This window comes from Roseibium sp. MB-4, from assembly GCF_053005265.1.
In genome coordinates this window covers 1,947,635-1,967,422 of sequence record NZ_JBRKQB010000001.1, presented here as the reverse complement: position 1 = coordinate 1,967,422, position 19,788 = coordinate 1,947,635, and the positions used below count along the sequence as shown (strand labels likewise).

Here is a 19,788-nt window from a genome sequence, read left to right as displayed (position 1 = left end):
GTTTGAACCGGATATGACACGGGCCAGCTACACACAGCGGATCGGCGAAATCGAACATTACTTCGATCGCACGGCGCTTGATGCCTGGAAAAAGCTGACCGGCGATCAGCCGGTAAGCGGGATCCGGGCAACTGTGCGTCAGGGCCGTGAAGACATGCGATCAACCTTGGCAAGCTGGCTTCCGCAGGATCTCACCGGTTGGCGCATACTCGACGCCGGCTGCGGTTCTGGCGTGTTGTCCATGGAACTGGTTGCGCGTGGGGCTGACGTCGTTGGCATCGATCTATCGGCGCAGATGGTTTCCTTTGCCCGCCAGCGTGCCGCCGAGCAAATGAGCCGCCTTAACGGTCACCCGCATGGAACTGTAACGTTCAAAAGCGGGGATATGCTGGATCCGCATTTGGGACAGTTCGATGCGGTCGTTGCGATGGACGTCCTTATTCACTACGCCCCCGAGGACGCCAAGAAGGTTCTGGAAAAGTTCGCTGAGCGCACCAGCAAAAGCCTTTTGTTCACGCTTGCTCCGAGCTCGCACCTCCTGAAAGCCATGCTGATGATCGGCAAGGCATTCCCGCGGGCGGATCGGGCCCCGGCCATCTATCCGGCCAACCCGGAACGTCTGGTTGACCAGCTCGTGCATCAACCGCATATGGCCGGTTGGACGAGCGGTCGAACGCACCGGATTTCTGTCGGCTTTTACACCTCCCAGGCCATGGAGGTGATTCGGCCATGATGTTCAAGTCCGCATCAGACAGGATGATCGGGTTCTGGCAGACCGCCGGGGTCCACTTCATGCCGTTTGCGGACGCGGCAACAAAAGACGTGCCGCTGTCACGTCTTCTTCGCCTCGCACTGTTCCAGGTGTCTGCGGGCTGTGTGCTTGTTCTCTTAACCGGAACGCTTAACCGGGTTCTGATCGTCGAGCTCGGGGTATCCGTTGCATTGGTGTCTGCTGTGGTGGCAATCCCGGTTCTGGCAGCGCCGTTGAGGCTTTTCTTCGGTTATCGTTCAGATACCTACAAGTCGGTGCTCGGCTGGCGGCGTGTTCCCTATCTCTGGTTCGGAACGATCTTGCAGTTCGGCGGGCTGGCCTTCATGCCCTTCGCGCTCTTGCTGCTTGAATCGCAGAGCGTTGGACCGGCGTGGGCCGGAACTGTGCTCGCAGGTCTTGCCTTTCTCTTTGCCGGCTTCGGGCTGCACATGTCGCAAACCGCAGGTCTTGCACTCGCAACTGATCTGGTTCCCCAAGACAAGCGGCCCCGTGTTGTCGCGTTGCTCTATGTGATGCTTCTGGCGGGAATGATCGCTGCATCGATTTTTTACAGCATCTTCCTCGCAGATTTTACGCCGAAGCGGCTCATCCAGGTGATCCAGAGCACAGCACTTTTGACCTTGGCGCTCAACGTGATTTCCGCCTGGAAGCAGGAAGCCCGCAACCCGGCCCGAACGTCCCACGATAGGAAAGTTGCCGGGTTCTTTGAGGCTTTGGCCGACTATCGGCGCGAGCCGGGCACCGTTCGCCTGTTGATTGCTGTCGCGATCGGGTCTGCTGCGTTTTCCATGCAGGACATCCTGCTGGAGCCTTATGGTGGCGAAATCCTTGGCATGACGGTCGGGCAAACCACGCTGCTGACGGCGCTTTGGGCTGCAGGCACGATGGCGGGTTTTGCCTGGGCAGCACACAGCCTTAATCGCGGCGCCCACATGTACAGGGTCGCCGCCCGCGGCCTCTTGATTGGTATTGCAGCCTTCTCCGCGGTCGTTTTTGCATCGCCGCTCGAGACCGACATGCTGTTCTACGCCGGCGCGGCCGGTGTCGGGCTCGGCGGTGGTCTCTTTGCAGTCTGCACAATGCTGGCAGCCATGAGTATTTCGAAACGCGCTGACAGCGGCATTCTGGTTGGCGCCTGGGGAGCGGTCCAGGCGACCGCCATCGGCGTCAGCCTTTTGCTCGGCGGTCTGATCAAGAACGGCGTCAACATCCTTGCGTTGGATGGGCTGCTCGGAACTGCAATGAACAACGAGGCCGCCGGGTATCTGGCTGTCTATCACATTGAAATCGCGCTTCTTTTCATCTGTCTCGCCGTTCTTGGTCCCCTGGCAGGGCACCAATACCGGCAAGAGCGCGGAGACGACATGCGCTTTGGCCTTGCCGAAATACCCGGGTGATCCCGGATCGGCACCAGTTTTAGGAGGAATGACCATGACCGGTTCTATCGTCGGCAGCATAGATGTCGCCCAGGTGGTGCTCTATGTCTTTTGGGTCTTTTTCGCCGGGTTGATCTGGTACATCCGTCAGGAAGACCGGCGCGAAGGCTATCCGCTTGAAGATGATGTCACAGGCAGGTTCAACAAGGACCCTTGGCTGTTTGTCCCGGACAAGAAGACATTCGTCCTGCCACACGGTCATGGGACCGTTCAGGTTCCCGATCTAAAGCGCGACGACCGCCCCTTGAATGCCAAACGGGTTTCTCCTGCACCTGGGTATCCGATGGAGCCGGAAGGCAACCCTCTTCTCGCGGGCGTTGGGCCGGGCTCATGGGCCGAGCGCGCTGATACGCCCGATCTGACCGCTCATGGCGATGCCCGGATTGTCCCGATGCGTGAGGCGGAAGGATTTGCGATCGCCGACGGTGAGCTTGATCCTATTGGTCTTTCGGTTGTGGGCTGTGACAGCAGTTCTGCAGGAACCGTCAAGGACGTCTGGGTCGATCGAGCAGAATTTCTGATCCGCTACTACGAAGTTGAGATTGAGGGCGCTGAGAAACCGGTGCTTCTGCCGAACAACTTTGTCGTCATCAAGCGGGGACGTGGAAACAAGCCTTATCTTTATGTCCACGCAATCACATCCGAGCAATTTGCTGATGTCCCGGCACATGCGAAACCGGGCACGGTCACCTTGCTAGAAGAGGACAAGATTGCGGCCTACTTCGGCGCCGGTCTCCTCTATGCCTCGAAAGATCGTCGGGAGGCCTTGCTGTGAAACAGTTTGTCGCTCGGGAACATGAGATGGAACCGGTTCCCGGATTGCCTGAATATTTACCGGACGGCGAAAAAATGCTGTGGCAGGGGCGGCCTTCAACCCGCCTTCTGGCCCGCCATCTCCTCAAGAACCGCTGGATTACCGGCTACTTTTTGATCTTGGCGGCATGGGCAGTGATTGGCGGTCTTTATGATGGCCGCCCATTGGCTGGCATCGTCTTCTCAGTCGCCGTATTGACCGCCTTGGCCGCGATCTTGATCGGCATGCTGGAGTTGTTTGCCTGGGCTGTCCATAAGACGACGCTTTATACGATCACAACGCAGCGTGTTGTCATCCGCTTTGGTGTCGCGTTTTCCATGACCCTCAATCTGCCTTTCAAACAGCTGGCAGCAATCTCTATTGCCGAACTTCCAGGTGGTGCCGGGCATGTTGCTATCCAGGTTTTGCCGGGACACCAGATTTCCTGGTTGGTGCAATGGCCGCATGTTCGTGGGTGGCGGTTTGCCAATGTCGAGCCGAGCCTGATCTGCCTGGCCGACGCCAAGAAAGTGGCCGATATCCTTGCCCTTGCGATCAGCCAGAATGCGGCTGTGACTTCTGGTCACTCGCGTCTGGCTCACAATGACACCTCACCGCAGGGTGCAGTTCCTGCATCTGTAGAAGCTGCGGAGTAGGAGCCAGCGATGCCTTCGGTTTCCCATCTCGGATATTTCTCGGACCGCAAGGGCCGGCGCGCCAAACAATTTCCGCGCAGGATCCTGATCGGGACGGCATTGCTTCTGACTTTTGCCGTTGCGGCGGTCGTTTTTGGCCAGACAACCGGCATTGGCGTCATCAAGCATCAAACCGGTGCACCGGTCGCGATCCGGGACATTCTTATCACACGGGATGCGGCGGATATCGTCACTGTCACGGACGCGCGAAGCGGCGTTGTGATTTCAGCCTTTGAGAAGGATACCGGAGGCTTCGTTCGCGGCTCGCTGCGGGCTTTCGAACGCATGCGGATGGTGGCGAAAGTTCCGGCCGCAGCACCTTACAGGCTCATTCAATGGGAGACCGGCGCAGTCAGTCTGTCTGACACCGCACTCGGCGAACGCATCTATTTGGAAGCCTTTGGAAAAGATAATGCAGCGGCCTTTGCAGCCCTGCTTGAAACCCGGGAAGGAGCGCGCCAATGAACGCGATTTTCAATCTCATGAGCCGGAAGGAAACCGTCAGCTGCACGGTGGAGATCAACAACACCTTTGATCAACTCGGTGCCCATCTGCGCTTTGACAATGGCGTGGTGGTGCATCCGGGCGATGAAGTCTTCGTCCATGGTGCTCCCGTGTCGATCCCTTACGGGGAAAGTCAGAGGTTTCGGCGCGAGGCGACCATCCGCCGGGCGGGGCCGCTGGAACGCGCCTGGACCCGCGCCACTGGCGATTTCGAAATGATGGAACTGTGTGAATTCAGCTTCACGGAAAGGGCGTTGTCATGAACAAGACCGTATCGCCAGCCGATTTGGCCTCCAATGAACCGACCCTTGAAAAGCGCCGGGCCGCCGTCAACGATACGACCAAGAGTGCCTTGGTCTCCACGATGTTGACACCGCGGTTCTACACCACCGACTTCGACGAAATGGACAAGATCAACGTCGAGCCCGTCCGGGAAGAATGGGACGCCTTGATTTCGCAAATGCGCTCCGATCCCAACCGGGGTCACTTCAAGCGCAGCGAAGCGTGGGAGGATATTGATCTCGATGCGCTGCCAGATGATCTGCGCGAAGAGCTGATCGACTTCCTCGTGTCGTCCCTGACCTCCGAGTTCTCCGGCTGCGTGCTCTACAAGGAGATGAAACGCCGCGGCAAGAACCAGGAAATCTGCGAGCTCTTCGGCTTCATGAGCCGGGATGAATCACGGCATGCCGGTTTCATCAATGATGCGCTTAAGGACTTCGGCATCGGTGTGAACATGGGGTTCCTCGCCAAGGCGAAGAAATACACCTACTTCAAGCCCAAATTTATCTACTACGCGACTTACCTGTCAGAGAAGATCGGCTACGCCCGCTACATCACAATCTATCGCCATCTGGAGAAGCATCCAGAACATCGGTTCCATCCGATCTTCAAGTGGTTCAAGGAATGGTGCAACGACGAGTTTTCGCATGGCGAAGCGTTCTCTTTGATCATCCGGTCGGACAAGCGTTTGCTTGAAGGGCGTAACAAGCTCTGGATCAAGTTCTTTTTGCTGGCCGTCTTTGCCACGATGTATGTGCGCGATCACATGCGTCCTGCGTTTCACAAGGCACTTGGGATCAACATAGAAGACTACGACATGCGGGTGTTCCGCTTGACGTCTGAAATTTCCCGTCAGTGTTTCCCGCTCGAACTTGATCTCGATAATCCCAAGCTTTTGGAAGGTTTCCGGCGCATGGAGCGGATTAGCCGCAAGATGCAGGCTGCAACCGAAAAGGGCGGCCTCTTTGGCCAGCTGGGAAGAGCGTGGTGGGGGGCAGCTGCAGGGCTGAACTTCGTGCGGATGTACATGATCCCGACAAAGAAAAATACTTTGCCGGAGACCTCGCGCCTGCAGCCGGTCTGGTAGGCCAACGCTCATGTGGCTCGCAAACCCGGTCATAGCTGTTCTGATTGCCACTGGCGTTTGGTGGCTGTCGACCGGGCTTGTCTTGTTGATGGTCCATTGGTCAATCCGGAAGAAGCTCGGTCCCCGGCAGCTTTTGCCGCTGGTGACACTGGTCGGTGTTGCCGGTTTTCTGTTGCTCCTAAAGGGCAGCGAGATGCAGACCCCGCTTGGATCCTACGCCGGGTTCTTTGGCGCACTGCTGGTCTGGGCCTGGCATGAAACCACGTTTTTGACCGGGATGGTGACCGGCCGGAGCAAACAGGAGTGCCCGCCCGATGCGAAAGGCGCTGCCCGGTTTGTCGCTGCCTGGAAAGCCGTGTGTGATCACGAGATCGCGCTGCTTGTAACGGCCGTGTTTCTCTGGTTCGTCCTGGCGGGCGCCCCCAACACCTTCGGCCTTGCCACTTTTGGGCTCTTATGGGGGATGCGGATTTCGGCGAAGCTGCTGATTTTCCTGGGCGCGCGCCATGCAATCAGCGGCCTGATGCCCCCGGGGATCGTTCACCTGAAGACCTACTTTAATACTGGACGGACAACCCCCTTTTTCCCGCTTCTTTTAGCTATCGCGGTTGGGTTGTTTGCGGTCCTGGTGGCTGGAGCGATGAATGCGCACAGCGCGTACTCCGTCGTTGGTCACATTTTGCTCGCCGCGTTTATGGCACTGGCAATCATCGAACACCTAATTCTCGTTCTGCCGGTCTCGGACATGGCACTTTGGCGCTGGGCGGTTCCCAAAGGGGCGCGCGACCCCCGCTCAAACCCACCAGGACATGAGTTTGCACCTGCCGGCGTCGGCACGAAACGCGGCTTGGAAACGCGATAATTGGAATACCTTGAGGAGAGGACGAAGCGATGGACATCTTGAAAACTATGGAGACCGCTCTCTCCGACTTGCACGAGGCTGGCAATTATCGGGTCTTTGCCGAGCTGGAGCGCCATTGCAACGCCTTCCCCAAGGCAACGTTTTATGACGATGCCGGTGAGACAAGTGAAGTAACGGTCTGGTGCTCCAACGACTATCTGGGCATGGGGCAAAACCCTGTTGTGACTAACCGGATGACTGAGATCATTCAAAAGTGCGGGGCAGGTGCGGGTGGTACCCGCAACATTTCCGGCACCAACCATTATCATGTGCTACTGGAGCGTGAGCTCGCTGATCTGCATGACAAGGAAGCGGCACTAATTTTTACATCTGGTTATGTGTCCAACTGGGCAGCGCTCGGCACGCTCTTGTCGAAGATCCCTGGAATAATCGTCTACTCCGATGCCCTCAATCACGCGTCCATGATCGAGGGGATTCGCCATTCCAGATGCACAAAACGGCTCTTCCGGCACAACGATCCGGAGCACCTGGCCGAACTGATGGCGGCCGATGACCCGAACGCGCCGAAGCTGGTTGCTTTTGAGAGCGTCTACTCCATGGATGGCGATATTGCGCCGATCGAGGCGATCTGTGATGTCGCTGACCGGTTTGGAGCAATCACCTATCTCGATGAAGTTCATGCCGTTGGAATGTATGGACCGCGTGGCGGCGGTGTGGCCGAACGGGAAGGTCTTATGGACCGGCTGACTGTAATTGAAGGAACCCTTGGCAAGGCGTTTGGCGTCATGGGGGGCTACATCACCGGTCCGGAAGTGCTTGTGGACTTCGTCCGTTCATTTGCATCGGGTTTCATCTTCACGACAGCCTTGCCGCCGGCGCTGGCCGCTGGCGCAACAGCTTCGATCCAGTACTTGAAAGAGAGCTCGGCCGAGCGGGATGCACACAAGGCCAATGTTGCGAAAGTGCGGGCAGCACTCAATGCCAGAGGCATTCCGCATATGGAGAACCCAAGCCACATCGTGCCCGTCATGGTTGGAAATGCGTCGAAGTGCAAATGGATTTCCGATGTTCTCCTGACCGATTTCGGCATATATGTGCAACCGATCAATTATCCGACCGTGCCGGTTGGAACGGAGCGGCTGCGGATCACACCGACGCCACTCCATACCGAAGCTGATATCCGGCATCTGTCAGAGGCTCTGTGCTCCTTGTGGTCACAGTGTGCTTTGGCAAGAGCGGTGGCCTGATCAAGGCGAAAGCAAGAAGACCCTGACTGGATCTAAGAAGGGGCAGAGAGCCCGTACACCAATGAACAAGCCCTTGATAATTCCTGCTGTCGCACCGGACGGATCGTTTTATCCGGTCGAGAAACTGCAAGCCCATATTGATGGCGTGTTGCATCTGGCCGTGTCCGTCTTTGTTTTCGACGGCGATCATCTGCTCATCCAGAAGCGCGCTGCCGGGAAGTATCATTGTGGCGGCCAATGGGCGAACACATGTTGCAGTCATCCCCATTGGGATGAGAGCATTGAAACCTGCGCAGAGCGCAGGTTGATGGATGAGCTCGGCTTCACGCTCCCACTGACGCGGCATCAAACGGTTGAATATGAAGCCAGCGTCGGTGAGGGCCTGAAAGAGCACGAGCGCGTCACGCTTTTTAGTGCGCAAGTGGATCGCAATAAGCTCATCGTGGTGCCCAATCCGGACGAGGTGGAAGACGTGCGGTGGGTTACCGCGGCGGACCTTCATCGCGAAGTCCTGGAAAATCCGAGTGCCTTCACGCCCTGGTTCCGAATTTATCTAGGGCGCTTTCCGGGGCTGAAGTTCCAAGCAGCAGCTTGAACTTCCCGCAAATCGAACTCCTCTACCTCCATCACGCAATTCAATGGCTGCATGAACCGCGCTAGTTGGCCGCGGAGTTCCCGGCCGTTGCCGGCAGCCGACTTTTGCCTCTGACCGGTTTCTACATTTTACAAGTGAACCAAACGGCGTGTCGGCCTCTGTCACTATGTTGCGGGTTTCGAAGTAAGCTGTCTAAGTGCTTGTCGCGTTTTATCGAACTCGATGGTTCTCGGATTTTGCGTTGAAAATTTCGATTTCAGGCGGCGAGAACCAAGTGACTTGCTCAACGCGACTTGCTCCAATCACCGAACTCTAAAATCGTCACTCAGAGCTGCATTTCCGAGCAAAAGAGCAAAAAAAATGGGAGCCCGAGAGCTCCCAAAGTGTCCTCGGCGGATGCCGCGCTCATTGCTGAGTGGCGGCAACCGTCGTTTTCGCCGGGAGGGCGGAGGAGTTGGTCGGTCCGTCCGGCGCCATGGTCTGGGTCTCGCCGGGGACGTATTTCGAATAGTCAGGTACCGCTGTCGGTCCTTTCTTATCCAGGGCGTCTACGTAGTTTTGAAGCATAGAAACGCCGTAGAGCGGTTTTTGAACGCCTTGGTGACAGGTCGAGCAACCGATCTTGAAGACATCGCCTTCCGGTCCCTTGCGGTTGTCCGGGAAGACCGGGGTCAATCCGACCATGTAGTCGTTGTTGAGGGCCCGTGTCATTTGAATGCCGTGCCAGGCGGTAACCCGTTGCGGCGGGCTCTGATCCCAGTCGTTAAAGGCCCGGGAATTGTGGCAAGTCACGCAGTTGACGCCAAGACCCTCTGACATGTGCATCATCAAGGCCCAGGTGTTTTCCGTTTCCTTCGTTCCCGCAGGGTTTGGATTTGCAGGGTCAGGCAAAGCGGTCAGGGAGTGTACGCGGATTTCCTTGTCGCCCAGCAGATACTCTGCCAAGGCATTTTGCGGCATGGATGTGTTGCCGACAAACTGACCGACAACGTTCTGTCCGCCCCGGCCGGACGCACTGGCCGGTTTGGGCTCCTGATCATCATACCAGTAGTAGGCGGGAACAGCCTGGCCGCGGTGGCAGGTGTAACAGGTGACCCCCACATCACCGACATGCGGTTCCCAGTCCACGTTGATGGTCTGGTTCATCTGGATCATGCGCCGGGAAACGACCTTGGTGTAGACCTCGTCAGAGGCAAGGTTTTCCAGATTGTGGCAATAGCCGCAGCCTTCTTCCGGTGCGATCCATTCCGTGATGGCCGCCATGAAGAGGTTGAACTGGTCATCGGACAAATCACCCAAGACCTGAACGTTTTCATAGATCTCACCAGCGCGGTCACCTTCCGGGTCCGCTTCCCAGAGCGGTTCTGGAACCGCATTCAGGGCTTTCAGGGCCTCCACCTTGTCAGCGTCCTTAATGACATTCATGCCTGTGCCGCGATATCCCATCTGGGTTGTCTCGACAGGTGGAGCATCCCAATCGGCACCAACGAAGCTCGCAATACCGAGAAGTGTTCCGGCGGCAGCTGCAAAAGGTATCCAAAGTTGCATTTTCCTTCTCCTTATTGCGCCGCCGGATCAACAACACCCGGCCAGACGTCCGGTGTCGGAGACACGATCCCGTGCTCGATGCCCCACAGGTACCAATTGTCGACGACAGTGCCTGTGAGAAGGATGCCGATCCCTCCGGTCAGAGGGGTCAAAATGGCGAACCACCACGCCCAACGGTGAACCGATTCCATTGTGGCGTTGAAGCCCATGGTCCAGCGCCAGAAGAGCGCTGCACGTTCGGACGCGGTCCCGCGGTCGGTGATCTGCTCAAGCTCCCGCTCGCCGCCATACTTGCCGACAGCAAGAATTGTCGCGCCATGCATGGCAAACAGCAGAACCGAGCCATAGAGGAAGACGATCGAAAGACAGTGGAACGGGTTGTAGTAAAGGTTGCCGTAGCGGATGGAGAAGGCTGCGGTCCAGTCAAGGTGCGGGAAGATCCCGAAAGGGACGGCTTCGGAAAAATCGCCCATCAGGATCGGACGGATAAAGCCAAGCACCAGGAACAACCAGATTGCTGAGGCAAATGCCCAGGCAATATGGGTGCCGAGCTCCAACTGGCGTGCCCGCCGGTAGACGCGCACCCACCACAACAAGATGGAAGCTGTCAGAAAGAAGCCCGCAATTTGCCACCAGCCACCTTCGTTGAGAGGTGCCATTGTCAGGCCGTATTCCGCTGGCGGCGGTTCCAGGCCGAGCCAGAACAGTTGCCGGACGAACTGGATCGGATCCCAACCCACAGAGGCCAGCATGTTCAAACCGATGATCTCGAATGCGATCAAGCCGAACACAAGGGACAAAGACCCGAGAAAGCCCAGGTAAATTGGCCCGATTTGCGCGTTCCCCAACCAACCGGCAAGGCGCGACATGATTGGCGTGCCAACGCGGTCGCTGTCGCCTTTGGGAAGCGGCATGCCCTCTTCGGCCGGGCCGCTGACCTGAATGATGGTGAGGATGTTTTGATATTGGGTCATTGTCGTGTCCTCAGCTCCAGATCGGCAGGTTCAGCCACCAGTTCCACCATTGCGGCCAGCCCTGGTTCCAGAACGGCCCGCTGATGACGATGCAGACGGCGCTCCAAAAACCGGCGTTCAGCGCAAGGATCAATCCCAGGCGGTGAATGCCGAGAGTCCCGATGGAGTAGCCGATGATGTCGCGGAAAAAGGTGTCTTCATATTCCGGCGTTTTCACTTCCGCCTGCTTGCCGCCGCCTTCCATGGACTCGCCCGGATTGGCCGCCGACAAAATCAGGCCACCGTGCAAGGACAGAGCGAGTGTCGTCGTGAAGAAAAACGTCACGGCGATCATGTGTGCGGGGTTGTAATGGAAGTGGAGATATTGGTAGCCGACGTTGGAGACCCAGTCCAGGTGACTGAAAATCCCGTATGGAAATCCATGTCCCCAAGCGCCCAGCAGCAGTGGCCGGAAGACGACCAGAGTGGCGTAGGCAAAGATCGCGAAGGAGAAAGCGAACGGCACGTGATAGCCCATGCCGAGCTTGCGGCAAATCTCGACTTCGCGCAAAGCCCAGGATCCGAAAGACCCCAATGCGCAAATGGTAATGATCTGCCAGAGGCCGCCTTCTTTTAGCGGCGCCAAGGCAAGCCCGTAGGAGATGTCAGGCGGGGCGATCGAGATCTGCCAGATGTTCCAGGTTGGGCCGATTGCAGCGCCGTAAACGACAAGTGCCGTTCCAACGAACATGAAAAACGCGCCGGTAATGCCAAAGAAACCGACATAAAATGGGCCCACCCAGAAATCGAACAAGTCACCGCCGATCAGTGTGCCCCCGCGTACGCGGTACTTCCTTTCGAAGCTGAGCAAAGCCATAGAGTCCTCCTTAGCCGCGTTTTGCCAATGCGCGTGCTGCGGCTAATCATTGAAAGCAAGGCTTGGTGGCGGAGAGTGCTGACCGTCGTCCAGGCGCCGGCCAATACGCAGCCTCCGCCACCGATGATGTTGAACCGTATGCGTTCGTCAGACCAAAGCTGACGAACCCTCCGGTAGGAGCATTTCGATATGCGCGTTGCCGTCGCTTAACGATGCTTGCTGTTCCAGCCAGTTGTACCTTTCGGTGCTGAGCAGAATGAAATGAATCAAAACTGCAAGGCTGAACAGGAAGACCGTCAGAAGAACGAGCACCCGGCGCGGATCGAACAAAAGCCACATTTTCCACATGTCTTCAGATCCTTGTCTGGTGTGAGCTCGTCAGAGCCACGGTTTGTAGAGCCACATCGAAATGTGGGCGAGGAAGGGTGCAAGCGACATTGCGATCGCAAACTTCACAAAGAGCCGGTGAAACTCCTGTGCTTCCTCACGGCTAAGACCTGTAAGGGTCTCCTTGTCCGAAGCCATTCGCATGACCTCCACTACTTGCCTTTCGGCGGTTACCGCGCAGAACCCTCGCGGCGGGGTCCCAGTCAAGCCGGTTGGAAGGGCTCACTGAGCAATTGCCGATGCCAAAGCAGCAGCAAAAGGCGTTGGGATCATGCGTGAAACGCGTATCCCAATGCGGCGTATGCCGAGGCCTTGGCTTCGGCGTATGCAGATTGTGTCGTGCCTTCATGGGCGCCCAAGACGCGGCCGAGGCGGCCGAGGACGGTGGACATGAGGCAGAATGGAAACACCACGAGAAACAGACGCTTCATCAAGAGGCGCTGGGATTCGCGTTCCTGATGGCGGCGGCTGCAGACCGCTTCGCTATGGGTGGTGGAAATCATCTGTCTTCCTCCCGGGTGGCCAGTGGGGTGTTGAAAAAGAAAAGGGTCATGCAGGCACGCCCTCCTTGCCGGAGACCTGCTCCAGGTCATCAAGGGTAACTTCCGAAGCTCCAGTCTGCCGGGCGCGCTGTTCGGCGGCCTCACGCAAACGTTTGGCTGCGGAAATGCGAACCAGAACGGGCTCTTGATTGACGCGGCGTTCAAGCGCGGCTTGAGCATCTGGATGCCAGGGCATTTGAGAATGAGCCTTGGCCGCCGTCGCTTCGATGGCATCAAGCTCACTGGCCTTGGGCAGGATCTCGAACAGCATGTCGAAAAGCGCGTTGCAGACCTCCTGGATCAACCAGCAAGCTCCGGAGTATCCCATGACGGGTGTGCCGGTATGACGGCGAACAATGGCGCCCGGATAGGAAAGCTGGATGAATTTTCCACGCGCTCCGGCTTCCGCCATGTACATGCGTTCATTGAAAGAGCCGAACATCACCATGGGTGGGGTGCTGGCCGTCAGTTCCGCGACTTCGGCATTGTCGGTCTTCGACCCGGCTTTTCGCGCAACGGCGAAGGCACAGGGAAGGCCCATTTCCTCTTCAAGGAAGTTCTGGATCCCGCGGACGTAGGTCTCATTGGCAACCACTGCGAAATTGGCTGTGGCGAAGAAGTCCTGCGTCACGGAGCGCCACAGATCCCAAAGCGGTTTCAGCGTCGTATGTTTTTCCCGCTCAATGAACGGCTCCGGATCGAGGTCCAGGATTTCGCCCAGTTTACGCAGGAAAGCGGTGGTGGAGTGTATGCCGATCGGGGCTTGGAGATAGGGCCGCTCGAGGGTTTCACACAACAACCGGCCGAACTCGCGGTAAAGGCAAATGTTCGCGTCCGCATCGGCGAGCTTGCGGATGTCTTCCACATGACTGCTGAGCGGGAAGATCATGTTGATCTCCGCTCCAAGACCTTCCACAAGACGGCGGATTTCATGCAGGTCCGACGGCATGTTGTAGGTGCCGTAAATCGGGCCGATGATGTTCACCCGGGGCTTGGCGCCATCTTTGCGCTTCCGGGGCTTTGGAACCCGTTTTGGCCCAAATTCCGTCCAGAGCCATTTTAGCGCCCTGTCGGCACTTTGCCATTGATCCTCATCGATTGTGCGCGGCAAAAAGCGTTTGATGTTGGAGCCTTCCGGCGTGACACCGCCGCCGATCATTTCCGCAATGGAGCCCGTCACAACAACAGCCGGAAGGTCCGGATCAAGAGCCTCGCGGGCACGTTTCATGGCACCTTCCGTGCCATGTTGGCCGAGTTCTTCTTCCGCAAGGCCGCTTACCACGATGGGCAGCTCGTGCGGGGGCAGGGCATCCGTATAGTGAAGAACGGAGGTCACCGGCAGGTTCTCGCAGCCGACAGGTCCGTCGATGATCACCTGCAAACCCTTGATGGCCGTGAAGGCATAGACGCTGCCCCAGTAGCCGCCGGCTCTATCGTGATCGAGGATCAGCATCCAACGCTCTCCCCGTTGTCGACCGCATTGCGGGATTTCGCGACAGATTTGGCATATTTCGCGCGGTAACCGCTGTGTTCCTTCGGTGTGTCCTGCCAGATCCCGGCGGTATCCCCCTGACCGACGCCGTCAAAGAAGTCCTGCATTTTCAGGAAGCGGTCCTTGTTGGCGATGGCCGTTGAAATCACGCTTGGGAGCGAAGCCGTTCCAGCGGGCCCCATCAACGGGCGGGCGGAAATCAGATTTGTGAAATAAAGCGCGGGTGTTGCCCGCTCTTTGGCTTTCTGGACGACAGGGGTCGTACCGATCGCCAGATCAGGATCAAATTCTTCAAACGCGGCGAGGTCCTGCTCCAAAGAAGCGCGGAACTGGACCGTGACACCTTTGGACTCAAGCCATTCGGCATCCGCTGCACTGTAGGGCGTTTTTGGACAGGCCGTCCCGACATACCGAAGGTCAGCTCCCAGTTCGACCAGCAACCGGCCGACCAGAAGTTCAGAGCCCTCATATCCGGACAGGGTAATCCGGCCGTCGATCCGGTTCTCGCTCAACATGGCCGTAATGGCACCGCGCATCGCGTTCCGGCTGGTATCTGTCTTGGCAGCAGCCACACCGCAGCTCTCGCCGATGGCTGTGAGCCAAGCATCTGTGCCTTCAAGTCCAACAGGTGCAGAGCCGACAATAGCGCGGCCCGCCGCCTGAAACTCCCGGAACGCGGAGGTATAGAAGGGGTGAATGGCTGCAACGGCGGCACAATCAAGCGCTGCATAGAGCTCACGCCATTCGCGCACAGGCACGGTCGGCCCGGCTGCCAAGCCCATTGGTTCCAAAATGTTGCCGATGACAACCGGATCGGCCGGGAACATTTCCCCAACGAGGGTCACAGTCGGCTTGTCCTTGACGCCGTCGCGGGGTGCCAAAACCGGCCCCTCCAGCGCTTCCTGGCGGGCATAGGCGAGCATTGCACCTGAAAGAACGTCTTTGGCTTCTGCATGGGTCGGAACGCCGAACCCTGGAACATCGATGCCGACGATCCGGACACCGTTGATTTCCTTCGGCAGCATTTGCAGCGGCACACCGGAGGCGGTCGGGACACAGAGGTTTGTGACCACGATGGCATCGTATTTTGCCGGGTCCGCCATGGCATGGACCGCTTCAACGATGTCTTCAAAGAGTTTGCCGGTGACCAAAGTCTCGGAATTGAATGGCACATAGCCGACCGAGCGTTTTGCGCCATAAAAATGTGAAGTGAATGTCAGCCCGTAAACACAGCACGCGGACCCGGACAAAATGGTTGCTGTCCGGCGCATGCGCAGGCCGACGCGCAGTGAACCAAAGGCTGGACACATGGACTGCGGCTGGTCGTGAGGCCCTTTCGGATAGTCAGCCTCCAGCCGGTCCATCAAGGCGTCGTTTCCAGCGTTTCTGGCCGCAGCTTTTGAACGCTCTTGTCCGCCATGGCAGCCGCCGCCGGTGGCGGGTTGGTCATCCGCCAAATCCATCACCGGCCGGTCGGAAACTGTGGCGCTTCCAACTGGGTCGGGATCATGAGATTTGGAGTAGGTGTCCATGTCGCGGATCGGTCCTCAAACGGTGTCGTAAATCACTTCCAGAGATGGTTTGTTAAGCGCACCTGCGGCGCACATGTCTTCCGGGGTCGCCGGTGTCAAAACAAAGTCCGCACCGGTCTCGCTGGCGTCGAACAGGCCGAGCAGCCCATCCTGGTCGAGAGGTTTGGGAAGGACCGGTGGCGCTTCGGCGAGATTGATCGACAGGGCTTCAAAGAGCGGCGCCCAAACACCGCCCGGCTTGCCGATGATCTGGTAGTTCGCGCTTTTCCGCCGGATGTCTTCGTCTTGCGGTATTGAGGCCAGAACTGGAATGCCGACGGATTCTGCAAATGCCTGTGCTTCGCCGGTTCCGTCATCCTTGTTCACGACAAGTCCAGCAACGCCGACGTTACCGCCGAGTTTGCGGAAGTACTGGACGGCGGAACAAACGTTGTTTGCCACATAGAGGGATTGCAGGTCGTTGGATCCGACCACCACCACCTTCTGGCACATGTCACGCGCGATCGGCAGTCCGAAACCGCCGCACACCACATCTCCAAGGAAATCAAGAAGAACGTAGTCAAAATCCCAGTCGTGAAACCCGAGTTTTTCTAGTGTTTCAAAACCGTGGATGATGCCCCGACCACCGCAGCCCCGGCCAACTTCCGGCCCGCCGAGCTCCATGGCAAAAACACCATCACGTTTGAAGCAGACATCGGAGACGGTCACTTCGCTGCCGGCTTCCTTAGCCGCAGAGGCAGTTTGAATAATCGTTGGACAGGCGCGTCCGCCGAACAATAAAGAGGTGGTGTCGCTCTTGGGATCACAGCCGATCAGAAGCACTTTTTTGCCTAGCTGTGCCAGCATGTAGGAGAGGTTGGCGAGCGTGAAGCTCTTGCCAATGCCACCCTTGCCATAGATGGCAATGATCTGCGTTTCCTTGGTGACAGGCCCTGTGGCCGGTGCATCAGGTTCAATGGCTGCCTCGTCCCTGAGGAAGTCCTGCATTTGGTAATGCCGGCCTGTTGGGTTTTCCAGGATCATGCAGCTTTCCTCCAGTCGATAACCATTTTCAGGCAGGCCGGATCATCGAAGGCGGTCCGATATGCCTTTGCCGCGTCGGACGGGGCCGCGTGATGTGTCACGAGCCCGCCCAGAGACAACCGGCCGGAATCCACAAGATCAACAACCGCCTGAAGGTCATCTGGTTTGAATTCAGCGGACAGCAGGACCGAGATTTCCCGCATAAAGGCGGCGGGGAATGCAAAACTCACCCGTTCACCGTAAAAGCCAGCAAGTACCAGCGTGCCGCCCTTTGTTAGCCGGCTGATGGCCGGATCGAGCGCGTCCTGATTGCCGCTGGCGTCGATGATTGTGTCAAACGGTTTCGACGCCCGTGAATCGTTGGGGGCAAGAACGTCATAGTCATCGGCACCGTGCATTCGGTCCGGGCACGTTTCCGTGACAATCGGCGGCTCTTGGCCAAGTGTACAGGCTAGCCGTGCCATGAGCCGGCCAAGAACGCCATGGCCGATGATCAGGTCCACGGGACTTTCCGCCCGAATCAAAGCGTGATGGGCGGTGGCGGCAAGGGCGAGCAATACGGCGTCTTCGGAAAAGTCTTCCGAGATCTGGATGGTGCGGACACCTGGAAGGACCAGCCGGTTGGCGGTCGCGCCGAACAACCCGGCAGCACCTTCAAAGCAGGATGCGCCTGGTATGAAGACTGTTTCGCCGACTTTGCGGCCAGACAAGGGGCCTGCGCCGACAACTCTGGCAACGGACTCGTAGCCTGGGACTAAGGGATATCTCATTCCCGGGAATGCCGGCATGGTGCCGTCGAACAGCATTTTCTCCGTGCCGGTGGAAACGCCGCTCACCATGGTTTCGACAACCACATCAAAGTCGCTTGGTTCCGTGAGCCCAAGTCGTTTGACCTGGAGCTTACCGGGATCCTCAAAGACGATTGCCGTGGTTTCCATGAGTGCCTCCCTCTCGTGGGTTTGGCGGCGTGTGAGTGTCATTGTAAATTGACGCATTTGAGTGTCAATTAAAATTTACACATTTGCTGACAAGGAGAGTGTTCAGGACGGCCTGACTAAGCAGGCCTGCTCCGTTATCGTTCTGCAAAAACGAGCGTTGCCAGCAAAGGATTGGGCGTTGGTTTGGTGCGTGGATTTTTGAAACCTGCGCCCATAAGAAGTTCTTTTATGGCGGCATCGCTTCGGCAGCGGCCGGATCCCATAGCAAGGAAATAAAGACTGAAGTAGACAGCTGCGAGCTCAGCGCCTTCGCTGTTTCCCGCCATTGCCTCGGCGATCATGACTTCTGTGCCGGGCTTCAAGGAACGATGCAGATTCGCCAAAATCTGTTTCACACGCCCATCATCGTGGTCACAAAGGATCCTGACCAGGCTGACGCACTCGGCATTGTCCGGGATTGGGTCCCTTGCAAAATCACCGCCGTGAACCTCGGTCCGGTCGGCAAGGTTTTCTCTTGCAAGATGCATTTTCGCAAGGTCCGTGACCGACGGCAGATCAAAGAGGTGTAGGCGTGTATCCGGACAGACCTTGCCAATTGCTGCCAGGAATGCGCCTTCGCCGCCGCCAACATCCAGAACAGCGTTGTACTGAGAAAAATCATGAGCTGCTAGGATGCAGTCGGCGAGCATCTCCTGGCTGCTGCGCATCAGTTCAGAATAGGGCTGGGTTATGTCCGTGCCGATACCCGCAGGGTCCTGCGCGTGCGCATAGGCCCAGTATTTCTTGAGTTCTGTATCTTGAGAAGGTGCCTTTAGAAGAGCGGACGGATCTGCAAGGTCCCGGTAGAACAGGGCGTGATGCCGGATCATAGCCTGCAGTCCAGGGTCGGCTGCTACCACGGCGCCGCCATCGTCCAGAACCCAAGAGTTTCCTTCAACGTTTTTGACGAGCTGCAGACGTTCTGCCTGCTCCAGCAGCAATTGCATCCGGCCTTGCTCAAGTCCGCAGTCTTTTGCAAGGACTTCTGTGCTTGCAACCGTGTCTGTGAGCCGTGCAAGCACGCCAAGCGACACGCAGGAACTCAAAACCTGACTGAAAACAAAACCGTTGATCAGTTTGAAAAGATCATTCGATTTCTTCTGCGCGATCCATCGCGTCCCTGGAAACCGCGCGATTTTGCTGCGGAACGTTGCCGATCCGATCAACCGGTTGCGCCACAGGCGATAGCGCACACGAAGTGCATTCAAACTGGCCATCGACCGACTGGATGGTCTTCCCTGTTGTGGCGCGTTGGCGCCGGGCGCCGTCTCTGTCCAGTCTGACATTGTCAGGCGGCGCTGGCGGCCAGTTTGGCCGGCATGAGACGTTTCGCTTCCTTGTGGATCATGGCGCTGAGCAGATCAGCGCCCTCGCAGTCCGGAATGCTATCGGCTGCTGTTTCGACCAGTTCCTGTAGTTTTTTCAAAGCGCCTTGAACGCCGAGCTCGGCCACCAGGTTTGGGCGCCCGTTTTCGGCGTCCTGGCCTGCAGGTTTGCCCATGCTGTCCGTGTCGTCCATCGCGTCATAAAGATCGTCAGCCACCTGATAAGCCGCACCAAGGGCATCTGCCAGCGCATACCAGTCGAGCGGATTGCCGCTTGAGGACAGGGCGCCGGCCGATACGGCACCGGTAAACAGCGAGGCTGTTTTCGCGCGGTGATAGGCGGTGATGTTGATTTTCTCTTCGCTCTCCCAGGCCTGACCGGCAACGATCCCGTAAGGAGAGCCGACTGCATTGGCAATCGTGGCGACAAGCCGTGCTGTTAGTTCGGGCGCGTGAAGGGTCTCTCGGGCCAGAGTTTCAAAGGCTGTCACGATCAGACCGTCGCCGACCAGAAGGGCAATTTCTTCGCCATATTCCTTGTGGACGGAGGGCTTGCCACGCCGGGTTGCCGCATTGTCGAAACAGGGAAGATCGTCGTGAACCAGAGACGCGCAGTGCAAGAGTTCAATTGCTGTTGCGCAGGCATTGGCAACGCGTGGGTCCTTGTCGCCGCACGCAAGGGAGACGGCGAGGCAGAGCCGGGGCCTAATGCGGGCACCGCCCGGAAAGACAGCATATTTGAGGGCGTTCCCAAGCTTTTGCGGGCATCCATTCGCAGTGGCGTAGCGGATGGCAGTTTGCATCCCTGTTTCGATGCGGTCCGACAGGTCCATGGAGCCATTCCTCTATTTAACGTGGA

At 57.7% G+C, this 19,788-nt stretch carries 22 protein-coding genes; 10 read left to right on the top strand and 12 right to left on the bottom strand.

All coding sequences use genetic code 11. From position 1 onward, the window contains the following. The first annotated feature begins 13 nt into the window (after positions 1-13). The 10 genes from bchM (at position 14) to idi (ending at position 8,273) form a co-directional block, all read left to right on the top strand. Positions 14-733, top strand: a complete 720-nt coding sequence (bchM, locus tag ACVDG4_RS09150) for a magnesium protoporphyrin IX methyltransferase (protein WP_447234818.1) — start codon at positions 14-16, stop codon at positions 731-733. Then, on the top strand, positions 733-2,169 hold the full coding sequence (locus ACVDG4_RS09145; RefSeq protein ID WP_409692069.1) for a BCD family MFS transporter: 1,437 nt from the start codon (positions 733-735) through the stop codon (positions 2,167-2,169). Before bchM ends, ACVDG4_RS09145 begins: the two co-directional genes overlap by 1 nt. A 34-nt stretch (positions 2,170-2,203) precedes the next feature. Continuing rightward, positions 2,204-2,983 (top strand): photosynthetic reaction center subunit H, encoded by a 780-nt coding sequence (puhA, locus tag ACVDG4_RS09140; RefSeq protein WP_447234817.1) that lies wholly within the window; start codon positions 2,204-2,206, stop codon positions 2,981-2,983. Then, on the top strand, positions 2,980-3,657 hold the full coding sequence (puhB, locus tag ACVDG4_RS09135) for a photosynthetic complex putative assembly protein PuhB (RefSeq protein ID WP_447234816.1): 678 nt from the start codon (positions 2,980-2,982) through the stop codon (positions 3,655-3,657). The genes puhA and puhB overlap by 4 nt, the downstream gene beginning before the upstream one ends. Positions 3,658-3,666: 9 nt before the next feature. Next, entirely contained in the window at positions 3,667-4,161 is a 495-nt protein-coding gene (gene puhC / locus ACVDG4_RS09130; RefSeq protein ID WP_409689626.1) for a photosynthetic complex assembly protein PuhC, read from the top strand. After that, positions 4,158-4,463: an O2-dependent cyclase accessory protein gene (locus tag ACVDG4_RS09125; RefSeq protein WP_409689629.1), complete on the top strand. Its 306-nt coding sequence runs from the start codon at positions 4,158-4,160 to the stop codon at positions 4,461-4,463. The genes puhC and ACVDG4_RS09125 overlap by 4 nt, the downstream gene beginning before the upstream one ends. Next, positions 4,460-5,569, top strand: a complete 1,110-nt coding sequence (gene acsF / locus ACVDG4_RS09120; protein ID WP_409689633.1) for a magnesium-protoporphyrin IX monomethyl ester (oxidative) cyclase — start codon at positions 4,460-4,462, stop codon at positions 5,567-5,569. Before ACVDG4_RS09125 ends, acsF begins: the two co-directional genes overlap by 4 nt. 10 nt (positions 5,570-5,579) lie before the next feature. Further along, on the top strand, positions 5,580-6,431 hold the full coding sequence (gene puhE, locus ACVDG4_RS09115) for a putative photosynthetic complex assembly protein PuhE (RefSeq protein WP_447234815.1): 852 nt from the start codon (positions 5,580-5,582) through the stop codon (positions 6,429-6,431). Positions 6,432-6,460: 29 nt separating this feature from the next. Beyond that, positions 6,461-7,678: a 5-aminolevulinate synthase gene (gene hemA / locus ACVDG4_RS09110; RefSeq protein ID WP_447234814.1), complete on the top strand. Its 1,218-nt coding sequence runs from the start codon at positions 6,461-6,463 to the stop codon at positions 7,676-7,678. A 61-nt stretch (positions 7,679-7,739) separates the two neighbouring features. Next, a complete protein-coding gene (idi, locus tag ACVDG4_RS09105; protein WP_447234813.1) occupies positions 7,740-8,273 on the top strand; it encodes an isopentenyl-diphosphate delta-isomerase in 534 nt (177 codons plus the stop codon). A 405-nt stretch (positions 8,274-8,678) separates the two neighbouring features. On the opposite strand, the gene pufC is transcribed toward idi, so the two are convergent. From pufC to ACVDG4_RS09045, 12 genes are all read right to left on the bottom strand, one after another. Then, complete coding sequence (gene pufC / locus ACVDG4_RS09100) at positions 8,679-9,821, bottom strand: photosynthetic reaction center cytochrome PufC (protein WP_447234812.1); 1,143 nt, start codon at positions 9,819-9,821, stop codon at positions 8,679-8,681. 11 nt (positions 9,822-9,832) lie between these two features. Then, complete coding sequence (pufM, locus tag ACVDG4_RS09095; RefSeq protein WP_209172906.1) at positions 9,833-10,795, bottom strand: photosynthetic reaction center subunit M; 963 nt, start codon at positions 10,793-10,795, stop codon at positions 9,833-9,835. 10 nt (positions 10,796-10,805) lie between these two features. Next, positions 10,806-11,651, bottom strand: coding sequence for a photosynthetic reaction center subunit L (gene pufL, locus ACVDG4_RS09090; RefSeq protein WP_447234811.1), 846 nt, complete (start codon positions 11,649-11,651; stop codon positions 10,806-10,808). A 147-nt stretch (positions 11,652-11,798) separates the two neighbouring features. After that, positions 11,799-11,999 (bottom strand): light-harvesting antenna LH1, alpha subunit, encoded by a 201-nt coding sequence (gene pufA, locus ACVDG4_RS09085; protein WP_133947988.1) that lies wholly within the window; start codon positions 11,997-11,999, stop codon positions 11,799-11,801. A 30-nt stretch (positions 12,000-12,029) separates the two neighbouring features. Next, entirely contained in the window at positions 12,030-12,176 is a 147-nt protein-coding gene (locus ACVDG4_RS09080; RefSeq protein ID WP_008196822.1) for a light-harvesting protein, read from the bottom strand. A gap of 131 nt (positions 12,177-12,307) precedes the next feature. Then, positions 12,308-12,541, bottom strand: a complete 234-nt coding sequence (locus ACVDG4_RS09075; RefSeq protein ID WP_209172908.1) for a hypothetical protein — start codon at positions 12,539-12,541, stop codon at positions 12,308-12,310. 46 nt (positions 12,542-12,587) lie between these two features. After that, the gene (gene bchZ / locus ACVDG4_RS09070; RefSeq protein WP_447234810.1) at positions 12,588-14,033 is read right to left on the bottom strand and encodes a chlorophyllide a reductase subunit Z; all 1,446 of its coding nucleotides are present in this window, start codon (positions 14,031-14,033) and stop codon (positions 12,588-12,590) included. Next, positions 14,027-15,535 carry a chlorophyllide a reductase subunit Y gene (gene bchY, locus ACVDG4_RS09065; protein WP_409692072.1) on the bottom strand — a complete coding sequence of 503 codons (1,509 nt, stop codon included), beginning with the start codon at positions 15,533-15,535 and terminating at the stop codon, positions 14,027-14,029. Before bchY ends, bchZ begins: the two co-directional genes overlap by 7 nt. Before the next feature lie 84 nt (positions 15,536-15,619). Further along, a complete protein-coding gene (locus tag ACVDG4_RS09060) occupies positions 15,620-16,627 on the bottom strand; it encodes a chlorophyllide a reductase iron protein subunit X (protein ID WP_208326692.1) in 1,008 nt (335 codons plus the stop codon). Next, positions 16,624-17,565 carry a chlorophyll synthesis pathway protein BchC gene (gene bchC, locus ACVDG4_RS09055; RefSeq protein WP_447234809.1) on the bottom strand — a complete coding sequence of 314 codons (942 nt, stop codon included), beginning with the start codon at positions 17,563-17,565 and terminating at the stop codon, positions 16,624-16,626. The genes ACVDG4_RS09060 and bchC overlap by 4 nt, the downstream gene beginning before the upstream one ends. Positions 17,566-17,699: 134 nt before the next feature. After that, entirely contained in the window at positions 17,700-18,821 is a 1,122-nt protein-coding gene (locus ACVDG4_RS09050) for a methyltransferase (RefSeq protein ID WP_447234808.1), read from the bottom strand. Between the two features lie 71 nt (positions 18,822-18,892). Further along, positions 18,893-19,762, bottom strand: a complete 870-nt coding sequence (locus ACVDG4_RS09045; RefSeq protein ID WP_133947977.1) for a polyprenyl synthetase family protein — start codon at positions 19,760-19,762, stop codon at positions 18,893-18,895. Between the last annotated feature and the right edge of the window lie 26 nt (positions 19,763-19,788).